General features: G+C 71.9%; 21 protein-coding genes and 1 riboswitch. Of the genes, 14 read left to right on the forward strand and 7 right to left on the reverse strand.

The genetic code is table 11. The features are described from left to right. Positions 1 to 107: 107 nt before the first annotated feature. On the forward strand, positions 108 to 920 hold the full coding sequence (locus ACGFYV_RS30230; RefSeq protein ID WP_393881688.1) for a PhzF family phenazine biosynthesis protein: 813 nt from the start codon (positions 108 to 110) through the stop codon (positions 918 to 920). 16 nt (positions 921 to 936) lie between these two features. Here ACGFYV_RS30230 and ACGFYV_RS30235 read toward each other — a convergent pair whose 3' ends face one another. Further along, on the reverse strand, positions 937 to 1755 hold the full coding sequence (locus ACGFYV_RS30235; RefSeq protein WP_393881689.1) for a CPBP family intramembrane glutamic endopeptidase: 819 nt from the start codon (positions 1753 to 1755) through the stop codon (positions 937 to 939). A 240-nt stretch (positions 1756 to 1995) separates the two neighbouring features. Further along, positions 1996 to 3513 (reverse strand): glutamate--cysteine ligase, encoded by a 1518-nt coding sequence (locus ACGFYV_RS30240; protein ID WP_393881690.1) that lies wholly within the window; start codon positions 3511 to 3513, stop codon positions 1996 to 1998. A 574-nt stretch (positions 3514 to 4087) separates the two neighbouring features. On the opposite strand from ACGFYV_RS30240, the gene ACGFYV_RS30245 reads away from it, so the two are divergent. The 6 genes from ACGFYV_RS30245 (at position 4088) to ACGFYV_RS30270 (ending at position 10003) form a co-directional block, all read left to right on the forward strand. Then, entirely contained in the window at positions 4088 to 4672 is a 585-nt protein-coding gene (locus tag ACGFYV_RS30245; protein WP_393881691.1) for a hypothetical protein, read from the forward strand. Positions 4673 to 5002: 330 nt separating this feature from the next. Further along, positions 5003 to 5209, forward strand: coding sequence for a DUF5999 family protein (locus ACGFYV_RS30250; RefSeq protein ID WP_393881716.1), 207 nt, complete (start codon positions 5003 to 5005; stop codon positions 5207 to 5209). Positions 5210 to 5511: 302 nt separating this feature from the next. Beyond that, positions 5512 to 6042: a universal stress protein gene (locus ACGFYV_RS30255; RefSeq protein ID WP_393881692.1), complete on the forward strand. Its 531-nt coding sequence runs from the start codon at positions 5512 to 5514 to the stop codon at positions 6040 to 6042. A 170-nt stretch (positions 6043 to 6212) separates the two neighbouring features. Then, positions 6213 to 6794 (forward strand): hypothetical protein, encoded by a 582-nt coding sequence (locus ACGFYV_RS30260; RefSeq protein ID WP_393881693.1) that lies wholly within the window; start codon positions 6213 to 6215, stop codon positions 6792 to 6794. A 644-nt stretch (positions 6795 to 7438) separates the two neighbouring features. After that, complete coding sequence (locus ACGFYV_RS30265) at positions 7439 to 9409, forward strand: APC family permease (protein WP_393881694.1); 1971 nt, start codon at positions 7439 to 7441, stop codon at positions 9407 to 9409. A 198-nt stretch (positions 9410 to 9607) separates the two neighbouring features. Beyond that, positions 9608 to 10003 (forward strand): molybdopterin-binding protein, encoded by a 396-nt coding sequence (locus ACGFYV_RS30270; protein ID WP_393881695.1) that lies wholly within the window; start codon positions 9608 to 9610, stop codon positions 10001 to 10003. An 88-nt stretch (positions 10004 to 10091) separates the two neighbouring features. Here ACGFYV_RS30270 and ACGFYV_RS30275 read toward each other — a convergent pair whose 3' ends face one another. Next, on the reverse strand, positions 10092 to 11642 hold the full coding sequence (locus tag ACGFYV_RS30275; protein ID WP_393881696.1) for a helix-turn-helix domain-containing protein: 1551 nt from the start codon (positions 11640 to 11642) through the stop codon (positions 10092 to 10094). Positions 11643 to 11851: 209 nt separating this feature from the next. Here ACGFYV_RS30275 and ACGFYV_RS30280 point away from each other — a divergent pair, with 209 nt between their 5' ends. Both ACGFYV_RS30280 and ACGFYV_RS30285 read left to right on the forward strand, forming a co-directional pair. Continuing rightward, positions 11852 to 12700, forward strand: coding sequence for an FAD binding domain-containing protein (locus ACGFYV_RS30280; protein WP_393881697.1), 849 nt, complete (start codon positions 11852 to 11854; stop codon positions 12698 to 12700). Continuing rightward, positions 12697 to 15435, forward strand: coding sequence for a molybdopterin-dependent oxidoreductase (locus ACGFYV_RS30285; RefSeq protein ID WP_393881698.1), 2739 nt, complete (start codon positions 12697 to 12699; stop codon positions 15433 to 15435). Before ACGFYV_RS30280 ends, ACGFYV_RS30285 begins: the two co-directional genes overlap by 4 nt. Here the strand turns inward: ACGFYV_RS30285 and ACGFYV_RS30290 are convergent. After that, on the reverse strand, positions 15350 to 15838 hold the full coding sequence (locus tag ACGFYV_RS30290) for a molybdopterin-dependent oxidoreductase (protein ID WP_393881699.1): 489 nt from the start codon (positions 15836 to 15838) through the stop codon (positions 15350 to 15352). The two genes, ACGFYV_RS30285 and ACGFYV_RS30290, sit on opposite strands and share 86 nt — an antisense overlap. Positions 15839 to 16042: 204 nt before the next feature. On the opposite strand from ACGFYV_RS30290, the gene modA reads away from it, so the two are divergent. Genes modA through ACGFYV_RS30310 form a run of 4 tightly spaced genes read left to right on the forward strand, consistent with a single transcriptional unit; the run spans position 16043 to position 19461 of the window. After that, complete coding sequence (gene modA, locus ACGFYV_RS30295; RefSeq protein ID WP_393881700.1) at positions 16043 to 16870, forward strand: molybdate ABC transporter substrate-binding protein; 828 nt, start codon at positions 16043 to 16045, stop codon at positions 16868 to 16870. Then, positions 16867 to 17724 (forward strand): ABC transporter permease, encoded by an 858-nt coding sequence (locus tag ACGFYV_RS30300; RefSeq protein ID WP_393881701.1) that lies wholly within the window; start codon positions 16867 to 16869, stop codon positions 17722 to 17724. The genes modA and ACGFYV_RS30300 overlap by 4 nt, the downstream gene beginning before the upstream one ends. Beyond that, on the forward strand, positions 17721 to 19013 hold the full coding sequence (locus ACGFYV_RS30305; protein ID WP_393881702.1) for an ATP-binding cassette domain-containing protein: 1293 nt from the start codon (positions 17721 to 17723) through the stop codon (positions 19011 to 19013). The genes ACGFYV_RS30300 and ACGFYV_RS30305 overlap by 4 nt, the downstream gene beginning before the upstream one ends. Positions 19014 to 19041: 28 nt before the next feature. Then, the gene (locus ACGFYV_RS30310) at positions 19042 to 19461 is read left to right on the forward strand and encodes a molybdopterin-binding protein (RefSeq protein WP_393881703.1); all 420 of its coding nucleotides are present in this window, start codon (positions 19042 to 19044) and stop codon (positions 19459 to 19461) included. Positions 19462 to 19621: 160 nt separating this feature from the next. Here the strand turns inward: ACGFYV_RS30310 and gcvP are convergent, their stop codons facing one another. Next, the gene (gene gcvP / locus ACGFYV_RS30315; RefSeq protein WP_393881704.1) at positions 19622 to 22507 is read right to left on the reverse strand and encodes an aminomethyl-transferring glycine dehydrogenase; all 2886 of its coding nucleotides are present in this window, start codon (positions 22505 to 22507) and stop codon (positions 19622 to 19624) included. A gap of 178 nt (positions 22508 to 22685) precedes the next feature. Next, positions 22686 to 22779, reverse strand: a riboswitch (glycine riboswitch). 119 nt (positions 22780 to 22898) lie between these two features. Between gcvP and ACGFYV_RS30320 the strand changes: the two genes are divergently transcribed. Continuing rightward, positions 22899 to 23270: a PRC-barrel domain-containing protein gene (locus ACGFYV_RS30320; RefSeq protein WP_393881705.1), complete on the forward strand. Its 372-nt coding sequence runs from the start codon at positions 22899 to 22901 to the stop codon at positions 23268 to 23270. 200 nt (positions 23271 to 23470) lie between these two features. Here ACGFYV_RS30320 and ACGFYV_RS30325 read toward each other — a convergent pair whose 3' ends face one another. Both ACGFYV_RS30325 and ACGFYV_RS30330 read right to left on the reverse strand, forming a co-directional pair. Further along, positions 23471 to 24853: a DNA polymerase IV gene (locus ACGFYV_RS30325; RefSeq protein WP_393881706.1), complete on the reverse strand. Its 1383-nt coding sequence runs from the start codon at positions 24851 to 24853 to the stop codon at positions 23471 to 23473. A gap of 119 nt (positions 24854 to 24972) precedes the next feature. Continuing rightward, positions 24973 to 25656 (reverse strand): MerR family transcriptional regulator, encoded by a 684-nt coding sequence (locus tag ACGFYV_RS30330; protein WP_393881707.1) that lies wholly within the window; start codon positions 25654 to 25656, stop codon positions 24973 to 24975. Positions 25657 to 25765 lie beyond the last annotated feature (109 nt).

A 25765-nucleotide genomic window follows, 5' to 3' on the forward strand; every position in this document is an offset into this window, starting at 1 on the left:
CCAAGTGGGGTTCGTCGGTGCCGAAGGCGCTGCACGGCTGGAAAGAGGGTCCAACACTCCTGAATTGGCCTTGGCCCGTGTCTCGTCGCGCCTCTAGCGTCGGCGCCATGCGCATCCGAATCGTCGACGCCTTCACCGACCGCCCCTTCTCCGGCAACCCGGCCGGAGTCATGATCCTGGACGGCGGCTTCCCGGACGACGACTGGCTCCAGAACGTCGCCATGGAGGTCAACCACGCCGAGACCGCGTTCGCGCACCGGTTGCCGGAGGGCGGCGAGGCGGACTGGGCGCTGCGCTGGTTCACGCCCGTCGCCGAAGTGGCGATGTGCGGGCACGCCACGCTCGCCACGGCCCACGTCCTGCACTCCACCGGCGCCCACGAGGGGCCCGTACGGTTCGCGACCCGCAGCGGCGTCCTCGTCGCCACGCCCGCCGCGGACGGCTCCATCACCCTCGACTTCCCGACCGCCCCGCTCGCCCCGGTCGAGGTGCCGGCCGGGGTCGCCGACGCGCTGGGCGCCGAGCCGGTGGCCGCCGAGGACACCGGCCCCCTGGTCGGCGACCTGGTGGTGGAGCTGGCGGACGAGAAGACGGTGCGGGGGCTCGCCCCGGACCACAAGGCCCTGACCGCCTACTCCACGCGCGGCATCATCGCCACCGCCCGCGCCGAAGACCCCGCGCAGGGCTACGACTTCGTCTCCCGCTGCTTCTTCCCGAACGTCGGCATCGACGAGGACCCGGTCACCGGCAGTGCCCACACGGCGCTGGCCCCGTACTGGTCCGCCCGTCTCGGCCGCGACGACCTGACCGGGCTCCAGGCCTCCCGCCGCGGCGGCCTGGTCCGCACGGGGCTGCGCGGCGAACGCACGCTGCTCATCGGCCGCGCGGTGACGGTCATCGAGGGCGACCTGCTCGTCTGAGGAGCCGGCCCGGTCCTCAGGCCGTGGGCAGCCAGCCCACCTTGCCGGCGAGCAGGGCGTAGCCGACGAACGCGCCGATGTCGAGCAGGGAGTGCGCGACGACCAGCGGGCCGACCCGGCCCCAGCGCCGGTACAGCCAGACGAACACCACGCCCATGACCATGTTGCCGATGAAGCCGCCGATGCCCTGGTAGAGGTGGTACGAGCCGCGCAGGACCGCGCTCGCCACCAGCGCGGTCCCCGGGGTCCAGCCCAACTGCCCCAGTCTGCGCAGCAGATAGCCGACGACGATGACCTCTTCGAGGATCGCGTTCTGCAACGCGGAGAGGATCAGCACCGGGAACTTCCACCACACGTCGGGCAGGGCCTCCGGCACCACGGTGAGGTTGAAGCCGAGGCCGCGGGCGGCCAGGTAGAAGGCGATGCCGGCACTGCCGATCACCGCCGCGATGCCCGTGCCCCGGGCCAGGTCGGGCCAGGGGCGGGTGCGGTCGAAGCCGAGGGTGCGCAGGCTCTCGCCCTCGCGCATCAGCAGGTGGGCGACGAGCGCGACGGGGACCAGCGCGGTGGCGATGCCGAAGAGCTGCCAGGTCAGGTCGAGCCAGGGGCGGCCCGGCGCGGCCGAGGCGTTCAGTGTGGCCGCCTGGTCCTTGAGGCCGCCCGGCTTGGTGACCGAGCCGATGAAGCTGATGAGCGCGGACACTCCGCTCGCGCCGAGCGAGAGCGCCAGCACGAGCAGGGTCTCGTCCCGCAGCCATCGCCGCGGAATCCTCTCCCGCGTCAGGGACGGAATGGACTCGGCCACCGGGTCAGCCTCCACCTGCACTCCAACCATCAGGCGGCTCACCGGCCCCCTGCCTCACCTACCTCCCGCAAGCATCGCAGACCCTCCCCCGAGCCCGGCCCACCGGCCCACGGGACCACCAGGCCACCGGGTCACCGGGTCACCGGGTCACCGGCCCACCGGCCCACCGGCCCACCGGCCCACCGGCCCACCGGCCCACCGGCCCACCGGGTCACCGGGTCACCGGGTCACCGGGTCACCGGCAACAACGCGACACACCCCCCTCCCCCCTCACCCCAACGGCACCGTCTCCAGCAGCCCCACCGGCCACGTATGCACCGGCTCCCCCGCGAGCATCAGTTCGGCGTAGCGGCGTGTCGTCGCGGCCAGGGCCGCTGGGCGGCTCAGTCCCTGTTCCAGGGCGCGGTGGAAGGTCGCCGCCTGCCAGGACGCGCCGTTGACGCGCCGCCGGCACCGCTCCTCGATGACGCCCAGGTAGAGGTCGCGGTCGGCGGCCTCGACGCCCCACGCATCCAGCCCGGCGGAGGCCAGCGGCAGCAGCTCGTCGCGGACCAGGGTGACCGCGTCGACCTCGCCGGTCCCGCCGTACCGCCCGCGCCGGGGCCAGACGAACCGTGCGTCGATGCCGTGGCGGCAGGCCGCGTCGAAGTTGGCCTCGGCCGCCTGGAAGGACAGCCGGCTCCACACCGGACGCGCCTCCTCCGCCAGCGCGCGCACGAGCCCGTAGTAGAAGGCCGCGTTGGCGATGACGTCGGTGACGGTGGGCCCTGCGGGCAGCACCCGGTTCTCGACGCGCAGGTGCGGGACGCCGTCCGCGATGTCGTAGACGGGCCGGTTCCACCGGTACACCGTGCCGTTGTGCAGGACGAGTTCGGCGAGCCGGGGCACGCCGCCCGCGTCGAGCACCTCCAGCGGCTCCTCGTCGTCGCAGATCGGCAGCAGCGCGGGGAAGAAGCGCAGGTTCTCCTCGAACAGGTCGTACACGGACGTGATCCAGCGCTCGCCGAACCAGGTGCGCGGCCGTACGCCCTGCGCCTGGAGTTCGGGCGGGCGGGTGTCGGTGGCCTGCAGGAACAGCGGCGGCCTGGACTCGCGCCACAGCTCGCGCCCGAACAGGAAGGGCGAGTTGGCGCCGAGGGCGATCTGCGCGGCCGACGCCACCTGCGCCGCGTTCCACACGTCGGCGAACCGGGCGGGGGTGACCTGGAGATGCAGTTGCACGGACGTGCACGCGGCCTCGGGGACGATCGACTTCGAGGTGCAGAGCAGATGCTCGACGCCCTCGATGTCGAGCCGGAAGTCCTCTCCCCGGGCGGCCACGATCTGGTCGTTGAGCAGGGTGTAGCGGTCCGCCTCGGAGAGGTTCGCGGAGACCAGGTCGTCGCGGGTGAGCGTCGGCAGAATGCCGATCATCACGATCCCGGAGTCCACCTCGCCGGCCTTCCGGTCGGCATATGCGAGAGAGGTGCGCAGTTCCTCGGCGAGCTGGTCGAATACCCTTCCTCCCAGCCGGTGTGGGGCTATGTTCACTTCCAGGTTGAACATGGCGAGTTCTGTCTGGAAATCGCGGCTCGCGATACGTTCGAGTACTTGTCCGTTCAGCATTCTCGCCGAACCGTCGGCTCCGGCGAGATTCAATTCGATCTCCACCCCCATGAGGTTCTTGGGGCGGTCGAACCGCTTCTCGCCCAGCAGTCTCTCCAGTCCCGCCAGGCACTTTCGGAGCTTTTCGCGGTAGCGCTGGCGATCGGACAGGTCGAACTGCCCCGCCACGACCTTCTCCCCCATCGAAGTGTCCCTCCTTGGATGGATGGGCCGAGGTACCGGCCGCCTGGTCCCGGGTCAGGTGGGATGATGCCCAACGGAAGCGATCGATAACGCCCCGCGTGACGCCGTTGACCGCTACTCTGCCGAATGTGTCCGGGGGCACATTCACGGGGCATGCGTCACCACGTGCCTCCGGGTTCCCAGTGCGTCTCGTGAAAAACGCCGACGACATTCAGCCGACCGCACTGACGGTGTTCTACGAGGTCAGCCCGCATACCCCGGCCGAAAATGGGGATGATTCCCGTGAACCGGCGGCGGAATAACCCCTTGCGGACTCCACTGGAGTCCGATAGACGAAACATCGTCTGAACACGTCTCGTATAAACTTCGCGAGCAAGGCTTACCGTTGGCGCTCCGGTGTCGGTTCCTGCCGAGTCCCTGTCGTGATCCTGCCGTCGAGTGACGGACGGCAGGCCTCGGCCGTACCCACCACCAACACCACCGGGCCCACCACCTCGGCCACCTGTGAGCAGACAGCGTCGTCCGCCCCACCCTCCTCGCGCCGCCGCGCCTGTCGAACGAGAGGCGACCCACCATGCCGCTGCACGTGCCCCCTGCCCCCGCGCCCGCACTGCGCTCCGTCCTCACGGCCCTCGGTTCCCCCACCGCGCTCCGCGAGGCCCGAACCCCGTCCCTGCGCGCCGCACAGGGACCCGCGACGCCCGAACTCCCGCTTCCGCTCCATGTGCTGGACCGGATCACGGCGCAGGGCATGTCCGCCACCCGGCTGGCCGGCTGGCGCTTCCTGATCCGTTGCGGGGACCGCGCGGTGGCCGCGGCGGACACCATGCTCACACCCGACGGCTGGGCCTTCTCGCACTTCTTCGAGGGCCCCTACATCGCGTCCACCGAGCGCGCCCTGCAACAGGCGGAAGCGGTGCAACAGCCGTACCAGCCGCGCCTGCTGTCGGTGCCCGGCCTCTACATGCTCACGCTGTGGCTGCACGGGGACGCCACCGCCGACCCGGCCGAGGGCCATCCCGCCGCGACCGACCTGCTGATCCCGCTGGCTCCCGCGCCGCCCGGCATCTCCGCCCACCGGCCGCACCGGGTCTCGGAGTTGCTGCCCGTACTGACCCATCGGGCCACCCCGGTCCCGCTGCTCGGCTCACCGGCCTGAACGACATCCCGGTCCGCGTGCCCCGCTTCCGACCTGTGAAGCGGGGCACGCGCGCTTTCCCGCACGCTCGTACGAGCAATTTCCCGCTCCTACGAGCCATGAATGCGATCTCCATCGAACTGACCGACACCCCTCTTCGGTCACCGCGAACCGCCCGAAGGGGCAGTCCGGTTGAAATGAACCGTCCGCGCGGGTGATGCGTGTTCAACTGATGAGAAGCGCTACTGCGAAATCCCTGCGGAATGACGCCCACAGAGCAAAACTGGGTTTCCGACCGACTAATCACCACGGGGGACGGCCATGACCACGACAGAGCGAGAGATCCCACCCATGTGCCAGCACCAGCCGCCGTGTCCGCCAGCCGAATCCGCCGACCGGGAGTCCGCCCGGCTCCTGTCACACCACCCTGAGCAGGGGTGGAGTCTGCTGTGCAACGGCGTCCTGCTCTTCGAGGACACCGGTGAGCTTCTGCCCGACGGCCGGGTCATCGCACCGCACCGCGCGTCCGGTGCGGACGAGGTGATGACCGCGGCCTGAGCGCGACCCCGGACGGCCCACCACGCCGCCCGGCGATCTGAGGGGCCGGACGCACACACACGGTGCGCACCGGCCCCGACGCATATCCGGCGCGAACTACACCGCCCGTCATCGCACGATCAGCGAAACTGACAGAACCTGATGCCGCGAACCTGACAGAACGATCCCGACAGAACGAACCTGACGGAAATCGTCCCGTCGGCTGGTCGAATCGTCCGCGCGGGAGTGGGATGGGAGAAAGCCCCGCAATCAGGCTCGCCCGCGGGCGAATCCCGCGGGCGCCCGTGAGGAACGGTGGTGTCATGTCCGATGACGACGCCCCCGCGACCGCCCGGGTGGTGGTCGGCGTGAGCGGCTCCCTCGGCAGCGTCACGGCTCTGCGCCGGGCCGCCGCGCTGGCCCGGCGCCTGGGAGCCGAGCTCTGGCCGGTGCTGGCGTGGGAGCCGCCCGGCGGCGATCCGGCGGCGCGCCGCTGCGCCGGCTCCGGCCTGCTCGTCGAGGAGTGGCAACGGCTCGCCAAGCAGCGGCTGGCCGCGGTGCTCGACGAGATCTTCGGCGAGGACGGTCCGGGCGTCCCCATGCACGCCCTCGTCGCGCGCGGCGCGACGGGCAGGGCGCTGGTGGCGATCGCCGACCGGGAGAACGACCTCCTCGTCGTCGGCGCCGGGCGGCGCGGCCTGCACCGCGCCTTCTCGGGCCGCGTCTGCCGACACTGCCTCGCCCACGCCACCTGCCCCGTCCTCGCGGTGCCGCCGTCGCCGCTGGAGTCCGACCTGGTGGCCGTCCACCGGCGCAACACCTGGCACCTGCGGATGGACACCCGCGATCTGTGAGGCGGGCCCAGGCAGGCCCAGGCAGGCGCCGTGCCGCGCCTCGCCCCCAGGCACTGCGGGCACTGCGGGCGCTGCGGGCACGTCAAGACCCGCCGCGTTCCCGTCAGGGAACCATCAAGGAGCCTCACGACCGAGCGCCGTGACCCCCGTCCCTCCCTACCGTCGGTTCCATGGAGCACCGCGACAACGCCCGCGACGACCCTCGCGCCGGCACCCGCGCCGAGACCGCGGCCGTACGGCCGAACGGCTCCGGGGCCGTCGTGTCCGACCAGCACTGGGCCGCGGACCTGCGCACCGCGGTCGGCTGCGCGGCGGGGCTGCTCGGGATGCTCGTGTGCGTCGACTGGGCGGCCGGCAGCCTGTCCTGGTGGCGCTGCGCCCTGTGGCTCGCGCTGGCTCTGGTCCTCTTCCTCGTCCTGTTCCCCGCGCGCGTCTGCGCCGGAGACGGCTGGCTGGCCTCGCGCCGCCTGCTGCGCGGCCACCGGGTCCGTACCGACCTGCTGGTCGTGGCGCGCCCGCTGGGCGGCGTCTCCCAGCGCCTGGTCCTGCGCGACTCCCTCGGCGCCCGGGTCGAGATCGACCCCGAGGTGCTCGTCGGCAACCCCGGACTCTGGTACCGGCTCGACGAGGGCGCCCGCCGCTCGGAGGCGGCCGGAACCCTGCGGTCCGGCAACACCGCCCTGCGCCGCCTCGCCGCACGCATCGACCGCGAGACGGCGCTGGCCGTCTTCAGGACCTCGGGCCTTCGCTGAGCGCACCGCAACGACTCGCTACCGCTCGCAACACTCGTAACCGCTCGCTACCGCTCCGCGGGGAAGCGCGGTACAGGAGCCGCGGGCCGTCTGCGGCCGGTCGCGCGATTCCCCGCACCCCTCTCGGGAAGCGGCTGCTCCTCCTTCTCGGGGCGCGACTCCCCTCCATCTCGGAAGCGGCTGCTCCTCCTTGTCGGGGCGCGACTCCCCTCCATCTCGGAAGCGGCTGCTCCTCCCAGGTCCTTCGCGCGTCGGCCTCCCCGCGCGTTGGCGTCTCTCACGCGTTGGCGTCCCTCACGGCGTCAGCGTCCCCCGGACACCGAGCGTCCCCTCATCCGAACATCCCCTCCACGGCTGCGGATCCGCGCCGCCCGAGGCAGCATGGGGAGCGTGTCGTACGAGATGACGCTCGGTGTCCGGGCCGGGATGCGCGGCCGCAGTTCCCCTTACCGCCTGCACCGCCCCCTCGGGCTCCGGGCCTTCGGTTCTTGATGTGTCACCTCCCTCCGTCGGGCCATTCTTAACGCAAGATTGATGCCCACCGCCCCCTGATCCAGGGGCCCTGGCGTCACTCTCCGCTTACGCTGGTGCCGCCGTCCGTGTGATGGCCGCACCCAGCTGAGCCGCACACCAGGAGCACGCCGATGGCCACGACCGAGCACCCGCCCAGTACCGAGCACCCTCCCAGTCGTCTGCGCACGTGGATGCTGGAGGGGCTGTCCGACATGGGCAAGGCCGGCGGCCAGGTGGGACCCCATACCGAACCGACGCCGGGGCACCACCCCCAGCGCTGGTGGCGCGTGATGTGCCTGACGGGTGTCGACTACTTCTCGACCCTCGGTTACCAGCCGGGCATCGCCGCCCTCGCGGCCGGACTGCTGTCGCCCATCGCGACGATCGTGCTCGTCATAGTCACCCTGGCCGGAGCCCTTCCGGTCTACCGCCGCGTGGCCGAGGAGAGCCCGCACGGCGAGGGTTCCATCGCCATGCTGGAGCGGCTGCTGTCCTTCTGGCAGGGCAAGCTGTTCGTCCTGACCCTGCTGGGCTTCGCGGCCACCGACTTCCTCATCACCATCACCCTGTCGGCCGCCGACGCCTCCACCCACCTCGTGGAGAACCCGCACCTGACCAGCGCCCTGCACGGCCACCAGATGGTGATCACCCTGTTCCTGGTGGCGCTGCTCGGCGCGGTGTTCCTCAAGGGCTTCCTGGAGGCCATCGGCGTCGCCACCGCCCTGGTCGGCACCTACCTCGCGCTCAACCTCGTCGTCGTGGTCGCCGGCCTCTACCACGTCGTCACCGCCGGGCATGTGATCACCGACTGGTCCAGCGCCCTGACCGCGGAGCACGGCAACGTCTTCGTCATGATCGGCGTGGCCCTGATCGTCTTCCCGAAGCTCGCCCTCGGTCTGTCCGGCTTCGAGACCGGTGTCGCGGTCATGCCGCACGTGAAGGGCGACGAGAACGACACCGAGGAACGCCCGACCGGCCGGATCCGGGACACCAAGAAGCTGCTGACCACGGCCGCCCTGATCATGAGCGCCTTCCTGATCACCACCAGCTTCATCACCACGCTGCTGATCCCGGCGGACGAGTTCAAGGCCGGCGGCCAGGCCAACGGCCGTGCGCTCGCCTTCCTCGCGCACGAGTACCTCGGCAACGCCTTCGGCACGGTCTACGACGTCTCGACCATCGCCATCCTGTGGTTCGCCGGCGCCTCCGCCATGGCGGGTCTGCTCAACCTGATGCCGCGCTACCTCCCGCGCTACGGCATGGCCCCGCACTGGGCGCGTGCCGTCCGCCCGATGGTCATCGTCTTCACCCTGGTCGCCTTCCTGGTCACCTGGATCTTCGACGCCAACGTCGACGCGCAGGGCGGCGCCTACGCCACGGGTGTGCTGGTCCTGATCAGCTCTGCGGCGATCGCGGTGACCATCGCCGCGCGCAAGGCGAACCAGCGCGGCTGGACCGTCACGTTCGGGATCATCGCCGTGGTGTTCCTGTACACGACCGTCGTGAACGTGATCGAGCGCCCCGACGGTGTGAAGATCGGTGCCTGCTTCATCGTCGGCATCATCCTGGTCTCGCTGCTGTCCCGGCTGGCCCGTGCCTTCGAGCTGCGCGTGACCAGCGTGTCCATGGATCCGATGGCGGAACGATTCGCCCGGGACATGGCCAGCCGCAAGATCCGGTTCATCGCGAACGAGCCCGACCGGCGCGACAAGGCCGAGTACCGCGACAAGATCGAGCAGATCCGCGCCGACAACGAGATGCCCGAACAGGAGGACTTCGTCTTCGTCGAGGTCACGGTGACCGACCCCTCCGAGTTCGAAGCCGGTCTGACCGTGCGCGGCGAGGTCCTGCACAACCGCTACCGCGTCCTGACCCTGGAGTCCGCCTCCATCCCCAACGCCCTGGCGGCGCTCCTCCTGCACGTCCGGGACATGACCGGCTGCACCCCGCACATCTACTTCGAGTGGACCGAGGGCAGCCCGTTCGCCAACTTCCTGCGCTTCTTCCTCTTCGGGCAGGGCGAGGTCGCCCCGGTCACCCGCGAGGTGCTGCGCGAGGCGGAACCGGACCCCTCCCGCCGCCCCCGCGTCCACACCGGCTGAGCCACCGCCGTCCCCATCACCGTCCCATCGCGTCTCTTTCGCCGTCCCCCATCGCCGTCCCCGTCGGCGTGCACGCTGCCCGGCGTGCACGCTGCCCGGCGCGTACGCTGCCCGGCGCGTACGCCGACGTCACGGCGCGCGGCACCCGACGCGCCCCCGTGTCCCCGGTTTCGGGCGGGGCGATCTATCGTGACGGGCATGCAGTCCTACACCATCGGCCAGGCCGCGCGGCTCCTCGGCGTGAGCCCGGACACGGCCCGGCGCTGGGCCGACGCCGGCCGGGTGACCACGCACCGCGACGAGTCCGGGCGGCGGCTGATCGCCGGCACGGACCTGGCCGCCTTCTCGGTCGAACTGGCCCAGAGCGCCGGCGGTGAGGAGGACGCCTCCTACACCTCCGTCCGCAACGCCTTTCCCGGCATCGTCACCGCCATCAAGCTCGGTGACGTCGCCGCCCAGGTGGAGATCCAGGCGGGCCCGCACCGGCTGGTCTCGCTGCTGACCCGGGAAGCCGTCGAGGAACTCGGCCTGGAGGTCGGCATGGAGGCCACCGCGCGCGTGAAGTCCACGAACGTGCACATCGACCGCGTCTGAGTCCAGATCGCGTACAGCGGCCCGGTGCGACGGCATCCCCGTAGCCCTCACCGGCGCCCCTGTCGCCCTCACCGCATCCCCGTCGCCCTCACCGGCACAGCAGCGCCGCCCACAGGTCGAGGCGGTCACGCAGCCGGGACAGGTCCCGGCCGGTGAAGTGCTCGACGCGCTCGATCCGGTAATGCACGGTGTTGACGTGCAGGTGCAGCGCCCGAGCGGTGCGTGCCCACGATCCGTCACAGGCCAGGAAGGTCTCCAGCGTGCTCAGCAGCACGGCGGTGGCGGCCCGGTCGGACTCCAGCAGCTCGCCGAGGACGGTGCGGGCGTAGGCGGCGCGGACGTCGGCCGGTATGCCCGTGAGCAGGGTGTGGAGACCGGCCAGGGTGGTGGCGTCGGTCAGGCGGGAGGCGTCGGGTGCGGTGGTCCGGGCCGAGGTGAGGGCGTAGCGGGCCTGTGCCAGTGCGCCGTCGAGCCCCTCCGCCCCGACGGCTGGCGCGCCGGTGCCGCCGTGCAGCGGTACACCGGGTGCGCAGGCGGCGACGCGCGACCACACCTCGTCCAGAGCGCCGTCCAAGCCGCCGTCAAGAGCGCCGGGCAGCACCGCGAACGCGCAGCCGTCCGGCAGTCGTCCCACGATCGCCCTGCCCGCACCGTCCTGCGCGACCTGCGCGACCTGCGCGACCTGCGCGGCGACCTCCTCAAGCGCTCCCGCCGCGCCCGCCCCGGCCACGACCACCCGGTACGACGCACCCTCCGCCGGCCAGCCCTCCACCGGCCCGCTCTCCCCCTGTCCGCACCGCCGCAGCGCGGCCTCCACCGCCGCGGGCCGTGCCTCGGGCGCGAACAGCAGCGCGCCCAGTTCGTCCGCCGCCTGCCGTCCGGCCGTCCGGCCGCGTGCCAGGGCGTCCTGGCAGTTGCCCAGCGCGACGGCGATCTCGTGCAGCATGCGCGGCGGGGCGCCGTCGAGGTCGGGCAGGTAGAGCAGCCAGCGCTCGTACGGGGAGGCGGCGGCGGAGGCGACGGACACCGTCACCCCGGAGCCGTCCGCCACGAGCGCCGCGGCCTCGGGTACGGCGATGACCGGGGCGCCCGGCGTGGCCGCGACGGTCCGTCCCGAGGGCGTGAACACGTACGCGGTGACCGCGTCGAGGTGCGCGAAGGCGGCTTCGAGGACGGGGCCGGGTCCGGAGTCCTGGGCGAGCAGCCGGCTGATGCGCACGCGCGCGTTCTCGGGCAGCGCGTGGTGCCGGCCGAGCGCGCCCCACTGCCGTAGGTACACGGCGTCGGTGATGGCCCGGAACATGATGTGCGCGGGCACCCCGGCCACCGGCAGCCCGTGGCGCACGCACGCCTCGACCAGGTCGTCGGGGACGCTGCCGTGCGTCTCCTCCCCCGCGAGCAGCGCGGCGGCCCCCGCCTCCTTCAGCGCGGACACGAACCGCTCCGCCTTGCCGGAACCGCCCTCCGGCGACCACCACACCAGCCCGCTGAGCACCACCTCCCCGGGCCGCACGAACCGGGCCGGGTCCTCCAGATCCGTGACGGTCACTCCGCTGATCTCCCGCCTCAGCAGCGCGTCCTGCGCCCACAGCAGGCGCAGGCCGAGGGAGGTGTCCCCCAGGAGGTGTTCGACGTGCATGTGCTGGCTCCTCGTACGACCGCCGGCGGCGGACACACCCCGGCACCTCGCATTCGCAAGGCGAGAGCGAGATGCAGCATCGTAAATGCAAGGAGAGATGCCGGGGAATGCTTCCTGGTGAATCATCCAGTCCAGGCGCCGCGGGAGTCGGGGTTTCCGTGCCCGGCACCGGTCGTGCGGCGCCCGGTCGCATTGGTTCACTTCCGGCCATGGACCTGAACACGGTGGCGGAGATCCGCGACGCCCGGCGGCCCGCCCCCTGGCGGCCCGGCGACGCCTGGCTCGGCGGCGGCACGTATCTGTTCTCCGAACCGCAACCGCGCCTGCGGCGCCTGGTGGACCTGAGCCGGACGAGCTGGACGCCGGTGCGGCGGCACCCGGACGGCTCACTGGAGATCGCCGCCACCTGCACCATCGCCCAGCTCTCCCGCCACGCGCGGACTCTGCTCGCCCCTGCGGCGCCCCTGTTCGAGCAGTGCTGCCGGGCGTTCCTCGCCTCGTTCAAGATCTGGAACATGGCCACGGTCGGCGGGAACCTGTGCAACGCCCTTCCCGCGGGCCCGATGATCTCCCTGACGGCAGCGCTCGACGGGGAGTGCCTGCTCATCGCCCAGGACGGGGTACGGCGCCGGGTCCGCGTCGCCGACTTCATCACCGGAGCGGGGCGCAAGGGCCTCGCCGAGGGCGAACTGCTGCGCTCGGTCACCGTCCCCGCCCGCGCCCTCGCCTGCCGCAGCGCGTTCCGGCAGGCGTCCCTGTACGGGCTGGGCCGCTCCGGAGTCCTGGTCATCGGCACGCTCGACCCGGCCGACCACTCCCTCGCCGTCACCGTGACCGCCTCGACGGTCCGTCCGGTGCGGCTGTGGTTCCCGCTGCCGCCGACGGCGGAGCAACTGCGGACGGCGATCGGCGCGGCGGTGGCCGACGGCGAGTGGTTCGACGACATCCACGGACTGCCCGAGTGGCGACGGCACATGACCTACCGGCTGGCGGAGGAGATCCGCCGGGAACTGGGCGGAGCGCAGCCGCGGGAGCGCGGCGGGGAGGATCTGCGATGAAGGTCGAGATCAACGGTCGGTCCTTCGACGAGGAGCCGCGGCCCGGCCAGTGCCTGCGCACCTATCTGCGCGAACGCGGCTGGTTCGGCGTGAAGAAGGGCTGCGACGCGGGCGACTGCGGCGCCTGCACGGTGCACGTCGACGACGCACCCGTGCACAGCTGCCTCTACCCGGCCTTCCGCGCCGACGGCCACCGCGTCACCACGGTCGAGGGCCTCGCCTCCCCGGACGGCGAACTCCACCCCGTCCAGCAGAAGTTCCTGGACGCCCAGGGCTTCCAGTGCGGCTTCTGCACGGCCGGCTTCATGATGACCACTGCCGCCCTCGACGCCGACCAACTGGCCGATCTGCCCCGGGCGTTCAAGGGCAACCTGTGCCGCTGCACCGGCTACCGGGCCATCGAGGACGCCGTACGCGGGGTGAAGAACACCGAGGATCCCGCGCCCGGCGAGTCCGTCGGCCGCAGCCTGCCCGCCCCGGCCGGACCCCAGGTCGTCACCGGCACCGCCCGCTACACCTTCGACCTCGACGTGCCCGGCCTGCTGCACATGAAGCTGCTGCGCTCCCCGCACGCGCACGCCCGCATCCTCGCGATCGACACCTCAGCCGCCCTGCGCGTGCCCGGTGTCCAGGCCGTGTTCACCCACCACGACGCCCCCGAACGGCACTTCTCCACCGCCCGCCACGAACACCCGGAGGAGGACCCCGCCGACACCCGCGTCCTGGACGAAACGGTCCGCCACATCGGCCAGCGGGTCGCGGCCGTCGTCGCCGACAGCGAGGCCGCCGCCGAGGAGGGCTGCCGGCGGATCGAGGTGACGTACGAGGTGCTGCCCGCCGTCCTCGACCCGGAGGAGGCCATGCGGCCGGGGGCCGCGGTGGTCCACGACAAGGACGCCGGGACGGCCCGGATCTCCCGCCCGCGGGACAACGTCGTCGGCGAGGCGCACGGCGAGATCGGCGACGTCGAAGCGGGCTTCGCCGAGGCGGACGCCGTCTACGAGGAGACGTTCCGCACCCAGCGCGTCCAGCACGCCAGCCTGGAGACGCACGGCGCGGTCGGCTGGATCGACGAGGACGGCCGGCTCACCGTCCGCACCAGCTCCCAGACCCCGTTCCTCACCCGCCGCGCCCTGTGCGCCCTGTACGACCTGCCGCACGAACAGGTCCGGGTGGTGGCCGGCCGGGTGGGCGGCGGCTTCGGCGGCAAGCAGGAGATGCTGGTCGAGGACGTGGTGGCCCTCGCCGTACTGAAGCTGCGCCGCCCGGTGAAGCTGGAGTACACACGCGCCGAGCAGTTCTACGGCGCGACCACCCGCCACCCCTTCACGGTCCAGGTGAAGGCGGGCGCCCGCCGCGACGGCACCCTCACCGCCCTCCAGTTGCGGGTGGTCGCGAACACGGGCGCGTACGGCAACCACGGCCCCGCCGTGATGTTCCACAGCGTCGGCGAGTCCATGGCCGTCTACCGGGCCGCGCACAAGAAGGTCGACGCCTTCTCCGTGTACACGCACACCGTCCCTGCGGGCGCCTTTCGCGGCTACGGTCTCGGCCAGGTGCTGTTCGCCGTCGAGTCGGCGCTGGACGAACTGGCCCGCCGACTCGGCCTGGACCCGCTGGAGTTCAAGGCCCGCAACATCATCGGCCCCGGCGAACCGATGCTGACGCCCGGCGGTCACGAGGAGGACCTGCACATCGCGAGCTACGGCCTCGACCAGTGCCTGTCGATCGTTCGCCGGGCGCAGTCCGAGCCGCCCGCCCCGGCCCCCGACGGCTGGCTGGTCGGCGAGGGCGCGGCGCTGGCGATGATCGCGACCGGCCCGCCCGGCGGCCACTTCGCGGACGCCAGGGCGGCCCTGTTGCCCGACGGCTCCTTCGATCTGGCCGTCGGCACCGCCGAGTTCGGCAACGGCACGACCACCGTGCACCGGCAGATCGCGGCCGGTGAACTCGCCACCACCGTCGACCGGATCACCGTCCGCCAGTCCGACACCGACGTCGTACGGCACGACACGGGCGCGTTCGCGTCCACCGGGACCGTCGTCGCGGGCAAGGCCACCCTGCGCGCCGCCCGCGTCCTGGCCGACCAGTTGCTGGATTTCGCCGCCGCGCATCTCGGCGTCCCGCGCGCCTCCTGCCGGCTCGCGGAGGAGGCCGTGCTGCACCCGGGAGGCAGGCTGCTGCTGAAGGAGTTGTACGCGGCCTCGCGCGCGGTCGGCCTGGACCTCGCCGCCGACGGGCACTTCGGCGGCACCCCGCGTTCGGTCGCCTTCAACGCCCACTGGTTCCGGGTGGCGGTCGACCCCGGCACCGGGGAGATCCGTGTGCTTCGCAGTGTGCACGCGGCCGACGCGGGCCGGGTGATGAACCCGATGCAGTGCAGGGGGCAGGTCGAGGGCGGGGTCGCCCAGGCGCTCGGGGCCACCCTCTTCGAACAGGTGCGGCTGGACGAGCGGGGCGCGGTCGACACCGCCGCGTTCCGCCGCTACCGGCTGCCCCAGTACGCCGACGTGCCGCGCACCGAGGTGCACTTCATGGAGACGGCCGACGCGATCGGGCCGCTGGGAGCCAAGTCGATGAGCGAGAGCCCTTTCAACCCGGTCGCCCCGGCCCTGGCCAACGCGCTGCGGGACGCGACGGGGCTGCGGTTCACGGAGCTGCCGCTGACGCGTGACCGGGTGTGGCTGGCGCTGGAGCGGGGAAGCGGTAGCCCCCGTCCACCCGGATCACGGTGATCCCGCTGATGTGCCGGGCACCGCAGCGGTCCTGCGGGAGCACCAGTTGGGGCCCGGTGGCGTCCAGCGGGGTGCCGTCGACGGTGACGGCGAGCAGCACGGGGGCGGCGGCGAAGTCGGGGTCGATCTCGGCCCAGGACAGTACGGCGTGGTGGCCGTCGGTGCCGGTGACGGCGATGAGGAAGCGCAGCCGGTCCTTGCGCCGGGCCGGGTCGAAGCCGGGGCCGGCGCCGGCCAGTACGTCGTACAGGCGCGGGCCGGTGAACCGGTGGTGCTGGATGCCGCTGGTGGCGCACTCGAAGCTGACATCGGCCCGGTGCTGCGGCCAGCGGAGCAGGTCCGGCACGGTCAGCCGGGCGGGCCGGGCCAGATCGCCGGCCAGCGCGATATGGGCGAGCGTCACCTGCGACCACCTCCGGCTTGAGCCTACCCGCACCGCATCTTCGTACAAACGCATATGCCAGCCCAAACAAACAAGTGCCCAGCTCATGCGATGTGACAGGTGTCTTATGTCTTGCAAATGCGGCAGTATTATCGCCGCGCGGCCGGATTCCGGCCCTGGAAGGGCGCGACAGCTTTTCCACAGATCCCGAGGAGTAGACACGTGATGACCCGTTCCATGCGCCGGACCCGGATACTGCGGCTGGCCGGCGTGGGAGCCGCCGCGGTGCTGGCCCTGAGCGCCTGCTCCTCCTCCGACGACTCGTCGAGCCCCAAGTCCGACACGTCCGCCTCGGCGTCGGCCGATGCCGCCAAGCTGTCGGGCACGGTCACCGTGTTCGCCGCCGCCTCGCTCCAGGAGAGCTTCACGGCCCTGGGCAAGGAGTTCGAGCAGCAGCACCCGGGCACGAAGGTCAGCTTCAACTTCGGCGGCAGCGACACCCTCGCCGCGAGCATCACCGGTGGTGCCCCGGCGGACGTCTTCGCGGCGGCCAGCCCCAAGACGATGAAGATCGTGACGGACAAGAGCGACGCGGCCGGCACCCCGGCCACGTTCGTCCGCAACCAGTTGGAGATCGCCACCCTCCCGGGCAACCCCCACAAGGTCTCCTCCCTGAAGGACCTCACCAAGTCCGGCCTCAAGGTTGTCCTGTGCGACAAGACAGTGCCGTGCGGCGCCGCCGCGCAGAAGGCGCTGGACGCCAGCAAGCTCAAGCTCACCCCGGTCTCCTACGAGCAGGACGTCAAGAGCGCCCTGACCAAGGTCGAGCTGAAGGAGGCCGACGCCGCGGTGGTCTACAAGACCGATGTGAAGGCCGCGGGTGACAAGGTGGAGGGCGTGGAGTTCCCCGAGTCGGCCCAGGCGATCAACGACTACCCGATCGCCCTGCTGAAGAACGCGCCCAACGCCCAGGCGGCCAAGGCCTTCATCGCGCTCGTGCAGTCCGCCGAGGGCCAGAAGGTGCTGACCGAGGCCGGTTTCCTCAAGCCGTGACCTCGCCCGACAAGCCCGGCGCCGCGGCCGGCCCCCGCACGGGCCGGTCGCGGCGCCGCCCTGTCCGCACGAGCCGGCGCGGGATACCGCTGCCGCTGCTCGTGCCGGGCGTGGTGGCCCTCGCCTTCCTGCTCCTCCCCCTGCTCGCCCTGCTGCTGCGCGCCCCCTGGCGGAGCCTCCCGGACCAGTTGACCAGCACCGAGGTGTGGCAGGCGCTCCAGCTGTCCCTGGTCACCGCCACGGCGGCCACCGCGGTCAGCCTCGTCCTCGGGGTGCCGCTGGCCTGGCTGCTGGCCCGCACGGAGTTCCCCGGCCGCGGTCTCGTCCGCGCCCTGGTGACCCTGCCTCTGGTGCTGCCGCCGGTGGTCGGCGGTGTGGCGCTTCTGCTCGCCCTCGGGCGCAACGGGGTCGTCGGCCAGTGGCTGGACGCCTGGTTCGGGATCACCCTGCCGTTCACCACCACCGGGGTCGTGATCGCCGAGGCGTTCGTCGCGATGCCCTTCCTGGTCATCAGCGTCGAGGGCACCCTGCGGGCCGCCGACCCCCGCTTCGAGGAGGCGGCCACCACCCTCGGCGCCTCCCGCTTCACCGCGTTCCGCCGGGTCACCCTGCCGCTCATCGCCCCCGGCATCGCCGCAGGCGCCGTCCTGGCCTGGGCCCGCGCGCTCGGCGAGTTCGGCGCGACGATCACCTTCGCGGGCAACTTCCCCGGCCGCACCCAGACCATGCCCCTCGCGGTCTACCTCGCCCTGCAGAACGACCCCGAGGCCGCCATCGCCCTCAGCCTGATCCTGCTGGCAGTATCGATCGCGGTCCTTGCGGGCCTACGAGACCGCTGGATGACAACCTCATGACCGACCCCCACCCCTCCACGACCAACGGCACCGAACCACCCCACGAACAACCCGCAGCCGCCGACGGCTCTGAACCCCCGCAGGGGCCACCCGCACACGACAACGAAACTCGCACGGGTGGTGCGGGCGGGAAACACCACCCCACAGACGGCCCGCAGCCGAAAAACGACGCTCACCACCCCACACAACCCCGCACGCCTGGTGCGAACGGCAACCCCCACCCAGCCGAACCCCAACCGCCCACCGCCGAAGGCCTGACCGCACACCTCGTCATCGACCACAGCCCCACCTTCCGCCTCGACATCACCCTCACCGCCGCCCCCGGAGACGTCGTCGCCCTCCTCGGCCCCAACGGCGCCGGCAAGACCACCGCCCTGCGCGCCCTCGCCGGCCTCACACCACTCACCGACGGCCATCTCCACCTCGACGGCACCTCCCTGGCGCACACCCCTCCGGAATCCCGCCCCGTCGGCGTGGTCTTCCAGGACTACCTGCTCTTCCCGCACCTGTCCGCCCTGGACAACGTGGCCTTCGGACCGCGCTGCCACGGCGCGAGCAAGGCCGAGGCGCGCGCCCAGGCAGCCGCCTGGCTGGACCGGATGGGCCTCGCCGACCACGCCGGCGCCAAGCCCCGCCACCTCTCCGGCGGCCAGGCGCAACGCGTCGCGCTCGCCCGCGCGCTGGCCACCCGCCCCCGGCTGCTGCTCCTGGACGAGCCGCTCGCGGCCCTGGACGCCCGTACCCGCCTGGAGGTCCGCGCCCAGTTGCGCCGCCACCTCGCCGAGTTCGAGGCGGTCGCCGTGCTGGTCACGCACGACCCGCTGGACGCCATGGTCCTCGCCGACCGGCTGGTGGTCGTCGAGCACGGCCGGATCGTGCAGGAGGGCTCCCCCTCCGAGATCGCCCGTCGTCCACGCACGGACTACATCGCCCAGCTCGTCGGCCTCAACCTCTACCGGGGCCAGGCCGAGGGGCACACCGTACGACTCGACGCGGGGCCCTCGATCACGACCACGGAGGACCTGTCCGGACCGGTCTTCGTCGCCTTCCCGCCCGGCGCCGTCACGCTCTTCCGGGACCGGCCGACCGGCGCCAGCGCCCGCAACCTGTGGCGCTGCGAGGTCGCCGGTCTGGAGACGCACGGCGACCAGATCCGCGCCGACCTGACGGGTGAACTCCCGCTCGCCGCCGACCTCACCACGGTCGCGGCGGCCGAACTCGACCTGCACCCGGGCGCAGCGGTCTGGGCGACCGTGAAGGCGACGCAGACGCACGCATACCCGGCATGACGGCCCGCGCACACTACGGTGTGGGGCCATGACCATGAGTATCCGCAACCAGCTTCCCGGCACCGTCACGGCGGTCCGCCCAGGCGAGGTCATGGCGACCGTCAAGGTCCGGCTGGCCGGCGGCCAGGACCTGACCGCCGCGATCACCCTGGAGGCCGTCCAGGACCTCGGGCTCGCCGAGGGGACCCCCGTCCGCGCCCTGGTGAAGTCGACCGAGGTGTCCCTGGCCACCGAGCCCCCGCAGCACATCTCGATCCGCAACCAGCTGCCCGGCACCGTCAGCGAGGTCACCTCCGGCGCGGCCATGGCCACCGTCAAGGTGGCGGTCGACGGCGGCGTCCTCACCTCCGCCATCACCCACGAGTCCGCCGACGACCTGGGCCTGAAGGCCGGCGACCCGGTGGTGGCCCTGATCAAGTCCACCGAGGTGTCCCTGACCACCGCCTGACCGACGAACCGCGTCACCGCACGCCGCCAGACGTCGTCGCCGGACACAGCCGATGGCCCCGCCCGGACACCCGGCCCCCGCACACACCGAAGCCCCGCCCGGGTGCGGGCGGGGCCTCACAGTGCCCTCACGCACTGCGCGTGAGGGCGTACACCGTCCCTCAGTCCTCGTACGCGTCCAGCGGCGGGCAGGAGCACACCAGGTTGCGGTCGCCGAAGGCCTGGTCGATGCGGCGCACCGGCGGCCAGTACTTGTCGGCGGCCGAGACACCGGCCGGGAAGACGGCCTCTTCGCGGCTGTAGGCGTGCTTCCACTCACCGCCGAGCGCGCGGGCCGTGTGCGGGGCACCCCGCAGCGGGTTGTCCTCCGCGGGCCACTCGCCCGCGCCGACCTTCTCGATCTCCGCGCGGATGGCGATCATCGTGTCGCAGAACCGGTCCAGCTCGCCCAGGTCCTCGGACTCGGTCGGCTCGATCATCAGCGTGCCGGCCACCGGGAAGGACATGGTCGGCGCGTGGAAGCCGTAGTCGATCAGGCGCTTGGCCACGTCGTCCACGCTCACGCCGGTCGCCTTGGTCAGCGGGCGCAGGTCGATGATGCACTCGTGCGCGACCAGGTTGCCGGGGCCGGTGTAGAGCACCGGGTAGTGCGGCTCCAGGCGCTTGGCGATGTAGTTCGCGGAGAGCACGGCGACCTGCGTGGCCCGCTTGAGGCCCTCGCCGCCCATGAGACGGACGTACGCCCAGGAGATGGGCAGGATGCCCGCGCTGCCGAACGGCGCCGCCGAGATCGGACCCACGCCCGTCTCCGGGCCGGCGGCCGGCTGCAGCGGGTGGTTCGGCAGGTACGGCGCCAGGTGCGAGCGGACCCCGACCGGGCCGACGCCGGGGCCGCCGCCGCCGTGCGGGATGCAGAACGTCTTGTGCAGGTTCAGGTGCGAGACGTCGCCGCCGAAGTGGCCGGGCTTGGCGAGGCCGACCAGGGCGTTGAGGTTGGCGCCGTCGACGTAGACCTGGCCGCCGGCCTCGTGGACCTGGGCGCAGATGTCGGCGACGTGCTCCTCGAAGACACCGTGCGTCGACGGGTAGGTGATCATCAGGACCGCCAGCTCGTCGCGGTGCCGCTCGATCTTCGCCCGCAGGTCCTCGACGTCGATCTCGCCGTCCTCGGCGGTCTTCACGACGACGACCTTCATGCCGGCCATCACGGCGCTGGCCGCGTTGGTGCCGTGCGCGGAGGACGGGATCAGGCAGACCGTGCGCTGCTCGTCGCCGTTCGCGCGGTGGTAGCCGCGTACGGCCAGCAGACCGGCCAGCTCGCCCTGGGAACCGGCGTTCGGCTGCAGCGAGACCTTGTCGTACCCGGTGACCTCGGCGAGACGTTCCTCCAGCTCGCGGATGAGGGTCAGGTAGCCCGCGGCCTGTTCGGCGGGCACGAAGGGGTGCAGCTGGCCGAACTCGGGCCAGGTGACCGGCTCCATCTCGGTGGTCGCGTTGAGCTTCATGGTGCAGGAGCCCAGCGGGATCATGCCGCGGTCGAGCGCGTAGTCGCGGTCGGCCAGCTTGCGCAGGTAGCGCAGCATCGCGGTCTCGGAGCGGTGCTCGTGGAAGACCGGGTGGGTCAGGTAGTCGTCGGTGCGCAGCAGCGCCTCGGGCAGCGCCTGCGCGGCGGCCTCGTCGAGCGCCTCGATGTCGCCCTCGACGCCGAAGGCGGCGAAGACGGCGGCCAGCTGGGCACGGTCGGTGGTCTCGTCGCAGGCCAGGGAGACGTGGTCGGTGTCGACGAGGCGCAGGTTCACCCCGTTGTCCACGGCCGCGGCGGCGACCTCGGCGGCCTTGCCGGGCACGCGCGCGGTGAGGGTGTCGAAGTAGGCGCCGTGGACGATCTCGACGCCGCCCGCCTTCAGGCCCTCGGCGAGGAGGGTGGCGTACCGGTGGGTGCGCGACGCGATGGTCCTGAGGCCCTCCGGCCCGTGGTAGACGGCGTACATGCCGGCCATGACGGCGAGCAGCACCTGCGCGGTGCAGATGTTGCTGGTGGCCTTCTCACGGCGGATGTGCTGCTCACGGGTCTGCAGCGCGAGGCGGTAGGCCTTGTGGCCGTCGGCGTCGACGGAGACGCCGACCAGACGGCCGGGCAGGCTGCGGGCGAACTTCTCGTGCACCGCCATGTAGCCCGCGTGCGGACCGCCGAAGCCCATCGGCACACCGAAGCGCTGGGTCGTGCCGACCGCGATGTCCGCGCCCAGCTCGCCCGGCGAGGTCAGCAGGGTCAGCGCCAGGAGGTCGGCGGCGACCGTGACCAGGGCGCCCAGCTCGTGCGCCTGGTCGATGACGGGCTTCAGGTCGCGCACCGCACCGGATGCGCCCGGGTACTGCAGCAGCACGCCGTTGATCTCACGGGCCGCGATGTCCGCCGGGATGCCCTCGCTGAGGTCGGCGACGACGACCTCGACACCGGTCGGCTCGGCGCGCGTCTCGATGACGGCGACGGTCTGCGGCAGCGTGTCCGCGTCGACCAGGAACAGGCCCTTCTTGTTCTTGCCCATGCGCCGGGACAGCGCCATCGCCTCGGCGGCGGCCGTGCCCTCGTCGAGCAGGGAGGCACCGGAGGTCGGCAGCCCGGTCAGCTCGGCGACCATCGTCTGGAAGTTCAGCAGGGCCTCGAGCCGACCCTGCGAGATCTCCGGCTGGTACGGCGTGTAGGCCGTGTACCAGGCAGGGTTCTCCATGACGTTGCGCAGGATGACGGGCGGCGTGAAGGTCCCGTAGTAGCCGAGCCCGATCATCGAGCCGAGCACCTGGTTGCGGTCGGCGAGCGAACGCAGCTCGGCGAGCACCTCGGCCTCGGTGCGGGCACCCGGCAGGTCGAGGGCGTCGGCGTTCTTGATCACATCCGGGACCGCGGCGGCGGTCAGCTCGTCGAGGGAGCCGTAGCCGACGTGCGCGAGCATCTTGGCCCGCGCCTCCTGGTCGGGCCCGATGTGGCGCTGCTCGAAGGGAATGCCCGCTTCGAGCGCGGCGAGCGGAATGCGATGAGCGGTCATGTACGGAGGCCTCCTGGTCTGCGCGACCTGCGAGGGGCACCACGGCGCGGGTGCCCGGACGGCCTCCCCCTCTGTCATCTCAAACCTGAGAGCTTCACCGGGCACACTGAAGGCCCGGCTTTCACCGTCGGTGAGAGCGGGAGCCGTCGTCGGCGCCCGCCCTGCTTTCCAGAGTGACCTCGTCCGTGCGGTACGGGGGCCTGAGAGATTCCGGGGAGGAGTTGCTCCTTCGGCGCCTCCGAGTGCTCGGAGGACTCTCCCGCACGGGGTCAGCAGCCGTTGTCAGACTACCAGCGAGGTCAATGCCCGCGGCCTCGAGTGGCCGCCTCCCTGAATCTGCTCTTTTGTAGTGCTTACGGATGAGTTGCGACCACGTGGAGGGAGAGGGACCGTGCAGACCGACATCGATCCGCGCAACCTGATCGGCCGCAAGGCGTTCGACCGCAATGGCACCAAGATAGGGACCATCGACGAGGTGTACCTCGACGACGCCACCGGGGTGCCGGAGTGGGCGGCCATACGCACCGGTCTGTTCTCCCGGGACGCCTTCGTCCCGCTGGAGCCCAGCGAGCTGATCGAGGGCACCCTCAGGGTCCCCTTCGACCGCGCGCTCATCAAGGACGCCCCCGACTTCGGCGTGGGCCGCCACCTGTCCCCCGAGCAGGAACTCCAGCTCTACCACCACTACGGCCTGGACGTGGGTGCCCCTCCCCCGCTCCCGGACCACGACTTCGGCAAACTGGCCGGAACGGAGGAGAGCTGAGAAACGGGTACGAGGAGATCTGAGAAACGGGTACGGAGGAGACCTGAGCAAGGGGCAAGCCTTGCCGCCCCCGGGGGCCGCAACTCCCCAGGGGCACGGGGAACAGCGCGCGAAAACCCCACGCACCCGCACTCACTCGCACTGCGCACTCGCACCCGACTGCCGCCCCACCCACTACCCGCTACACACGGGTCTCCGCTTCACCCCGCTTCACCCCGCTTCACCCCACGTCCCCCCTTCCCCCCTTCACCCCGCACCAACGGCAGCGGATCCGCCGTCTCCAGCTCAGGATCGTCGACCCGGAACGTCCGCACCCGCCCCGGCTCCGACTGCGGCGTCTCGAACCGCACGGTGACCCGCCCCAGCCCACTTCCCTGCACCCAGCCGTGCCCGAACTCCGCATGCCGCACGTCGTGCCCCGCACGCCACTGCCGCTCGGCAGGCTCCGGGGGCAGCTCCACGGCCTCGGGTACGACCTCCTCCGGCGCCTCCTCGGCGGCGGCAGCAGCGGCAGCGCCCTGCGCGAACAGGTCCTCCTGCGTGTAGTCGGCGAGCCCGGAGACGCCCACGCCGAGCAGCCGCACCCCGCCCGTGGTGTCCACGGACTCCAGCAGCCGCGCTGCCGCCTCCCGGATCACCGCCGGGTCGTCCGTGGGCCCTCTGAGCGTCTCCGAGCGGGTCAGCGTCGAGAAGTCGTACCTGCGCACCTTCAGCACGATGGTCCGCCCGGACAGGCCCGCCCCGCGCAGCCGCCGCACGCACCGGTCGGCCAGCCGCTGCACCTCCGTCCCGACCCGCAGCCGGTCGTGGATGTCCACGTCGTAGGTGTCCTCGACCGACACCGACTTGGTCTCCCGCTCGGCCACCACGGGCCGGTCGTCGCGCGCCAGCGCCATGGCGTACAGGGCGTGCCCGTGCGCCTTGCCGAGCATCCGTACCAGCTCGTCCTCACCCGCCTCCGCCAGCTCCTCGACGGTGGTGATCCCGGCCCGCCGCAGATGGTCCCCGGTGGCCGGCCCGACGCCCGGCAGGGTGCGCACCGACATCGGTCCGAGCAGGTCCCGCTCGGTCCCGGGCCGGATGAGTACGAGGCCGTCGGGCTTGGCCTCCTCCGAGGCGATCTTCGCGAGCATCTTGGAGGCGGCGAGCCCCACCGACCCCGTCAGCCCCGTGGCCGCGCGTATGTCGGCGCGCAGCCTGGTCCCGGCCAGGCGCGCCGATTCCCCGTCCCAGGCCGCCTCCCCGGCCTCCAGGTCCACGAACGCCTCGTCCAGGCTCAGCGGCTCCACCAGCGGCGACAGCGCCCGCAGGAGCGCCATCACCTGCTCGCTGACCGACCGGTAGACGGCGAAGCGCGGCACCAGGTACGCGGCGTTCGGGGCCAGCCGGCGCGCCTGGGCCATGGGCATCGCCGAATGGACGCCGAAGACCCGTGCCTCGTACGACGCGGTGGCCACCACACCGCGGGGTCCGAGCCCGCCCACGATCACGGCCTTCCCGCGCAGGCTCGGCTTGGATGCCTGCTCCACCGAGGCGAAGAAGGCATCCATGTCGAGATGCAGGATCGTGGGCGCGTTTCTCACATGTCCGATGCTGCACCACACCACTGACAATGCGGGCCCACCGGCCCGGCCCTGCGAGGCGCCGTCGTCAGGCGGGGCGCCTGCGGCGCCGTCCAGTGACGCGCCGGGGGGCCGCGCTGTCAGACGGCCCGGTTGCGGCGCCTGGCCAGTTCGTCCGCGGGGTTCTGCCCGATGAGCGTCTCACCGGTGTCGATGCGCTCGCCGTGCAGCTGCGAGAGAGCGCTCTCCACGTCCCGCCACACCACGCCCACGGCGATGCCGAAGATTCCCTGACCCCCCTGGAGCAGCGCATGCACCTCGTCCGGGGAGGTGCACTCGTAGACGGTCGCCCCGTCGCTCATGAGGGTCATCCGCTCGAGGTCGCGGAAACCGCGTTCCCTGAGGTGCTGGACCGTCGTGCGGATGTTCTGCAAGGAGACACCCGTGTCCAGGAAGCGCTTGACGATCTTCAGGACGACGACGTCCCGGAAGCTGTACAGACGCTGCGTACCCGACCCGTAGGCGGGCCGCACGCTGGGCTCGACCAGACCCGTGCGGGCCCAGTAGTCGAGCTGACGGTAGGTGATGCCGGCCGCCGCGCAGGCCGTGGGACCGCGATAACCGATCTGCTCGGATGTCATGGACGCCGCCCCTCCGCCACTCGGCACCACCGTCGGCTGCTGTGGGGCGTGATCGGCCGCGCCGGCGGGATGAGGGTACCCCCTGCTCGAGCGTGGCAAAGAGCCTGAGGGAGGGTACGGACCGCTCTCCCCGAAACCGCGTCCGGGGGCACCCCCAGCCGTACCGTCGCCGCTGATGCTCACGCCGACCTCCGTCCTTGACCTGCCTTCTCGACGGTAGGCAGTCACCAGGGGTGCGTCAACGATCGCCACACTCGGCACGCCGAGTGATAATCACCCTAGGAGTGGTTTT

This window comes from Streptomyces sp. NPDC048297 (assembly GCF_043201585.1).
Classification (GTDB): domain Bacteria; phylum Actinomycetota; class Actinomycetes; order Streptomycetales; family Streptomycetaceae; genus Streptomyces.

Excerpts from the sequence above, each read along its gene's own strand:
- ACGFYV_RS30230 (WP_393881688.1), top strand. The coding sequence starts at position 108 with ATGCGCATCCGAATCGTCGACGCCTTCACCGACCGCCCCTTCTCCGGC.
- ACGFYV_RS30235 (WP_393881689.1), bottom strand. The coding sequence starts at position 1,755 with ATGGTTGGAGTGCAGGTGGAGGCTGACCCGGTGGCCGAGTCCATTCCG.
- ACGFYV_RS30240 (WP_393881690.1), bottom strand. The coding sequence starts at position 3,513 with ATGGGGGAGAAGGTCGTGGCGGGGCAGTTCGACCTGTCCGATCGCCAG.
- ACGFYV_RS30245 (WP_393881691.1), top strand. The coding sequence starts at position 4,088 with ATGCCGCTGCACGTGCCCCCTGCCCCCGCGCCCGCACTGCGCTCCGTC.
- ACGFYV_RS30250 (WP_393881716.1), top strand. The coding sequence starts at position 5,003 with ATGTGCCAGCACCAGCCGCCGTGTCCGCCAGCCGAATCCGCCGACCGG.
- ACGFYV_RS30255 (WP_393881692.1), top strand. The coding sequence starts at position 5,512 with ATGTCCGATGACGACGCCCCCGCGACCGCCCGGGTGGTGGTCGGCGTG.
- ACGFYV_RS30260 (WP_393881693.1), top strand. The coding sequence starts at position 6,213 with ATGGAGCACCGCGACAACGCCCGCGACGACCCTCGCGCCGGCACCCGC.
- ACGFYV_RS30265 (WP_393881694.1), top strand. The coding sequence starts at position 7,439 with ATGGCCACGACCGAGCACCCGCCCAGTACCGAGCACCCTCCCAGTCGT.
- ACGFYV_RS30270 (WP_393881695.1), top strand. The coding sequence starts at position 9,608 with ATGCAGTCCTACACCATCGGCCAGGCCGCGCGGCTCCTCGGCGTGAGC.
- ACGFYV_RS30275 (WP_393881696.1), bottom strand. The coding sequence starts at position 11,642 with ATGCACGTCGAACACCTCCTGGGGGACACCTCCCTCGGCCTGCGCCTG.
- ACGFYV_RS30280 (WP_393881697.1), top strand. The coding sequence starts at position 11,852 with ATGGACCTGAACACGGTGGCGGAGATCCGCGACGCCCGGCGGCCCGCC.
- ACGFYV_RS30285 (WP_393881698.1), top strand. The coding sequence starts at position 12,697 with ATGAAGGTCGAGATCAACGGTCGGTCCTTCGACGAGGAGCCGCGGCCC.
- modA (WP_393881700.1), top strand. The coding sequence starts at position 16,043 with ATGACCCGTTCCATGCGCCGGACCCGGATACTGCGGCTGGCCGGCGTG.
- ACGFYV_RS30305 (WP_393881702.1), top strand. The coding sequence starts at position 17,721 with ATGACCGACCCCCACCCCTCCACGACCAACGGCACCGAACCACCCCAC.
- ACGFYV_RS30310 (WP_393881703.1), top strand. The coding sequence starts at position 19,042 with ATGACCATGAGTATCCGCAACCAGCTTCCCGGCACCGTCACGGCGGTC.
- gcvP (WP_393881704.1), bottom strand. The coding sequence starts at position 22,507 with ATGACCGCTCATCGCATTCCGCTCGCCGCGCTCGAAGCGGGCATTCCC.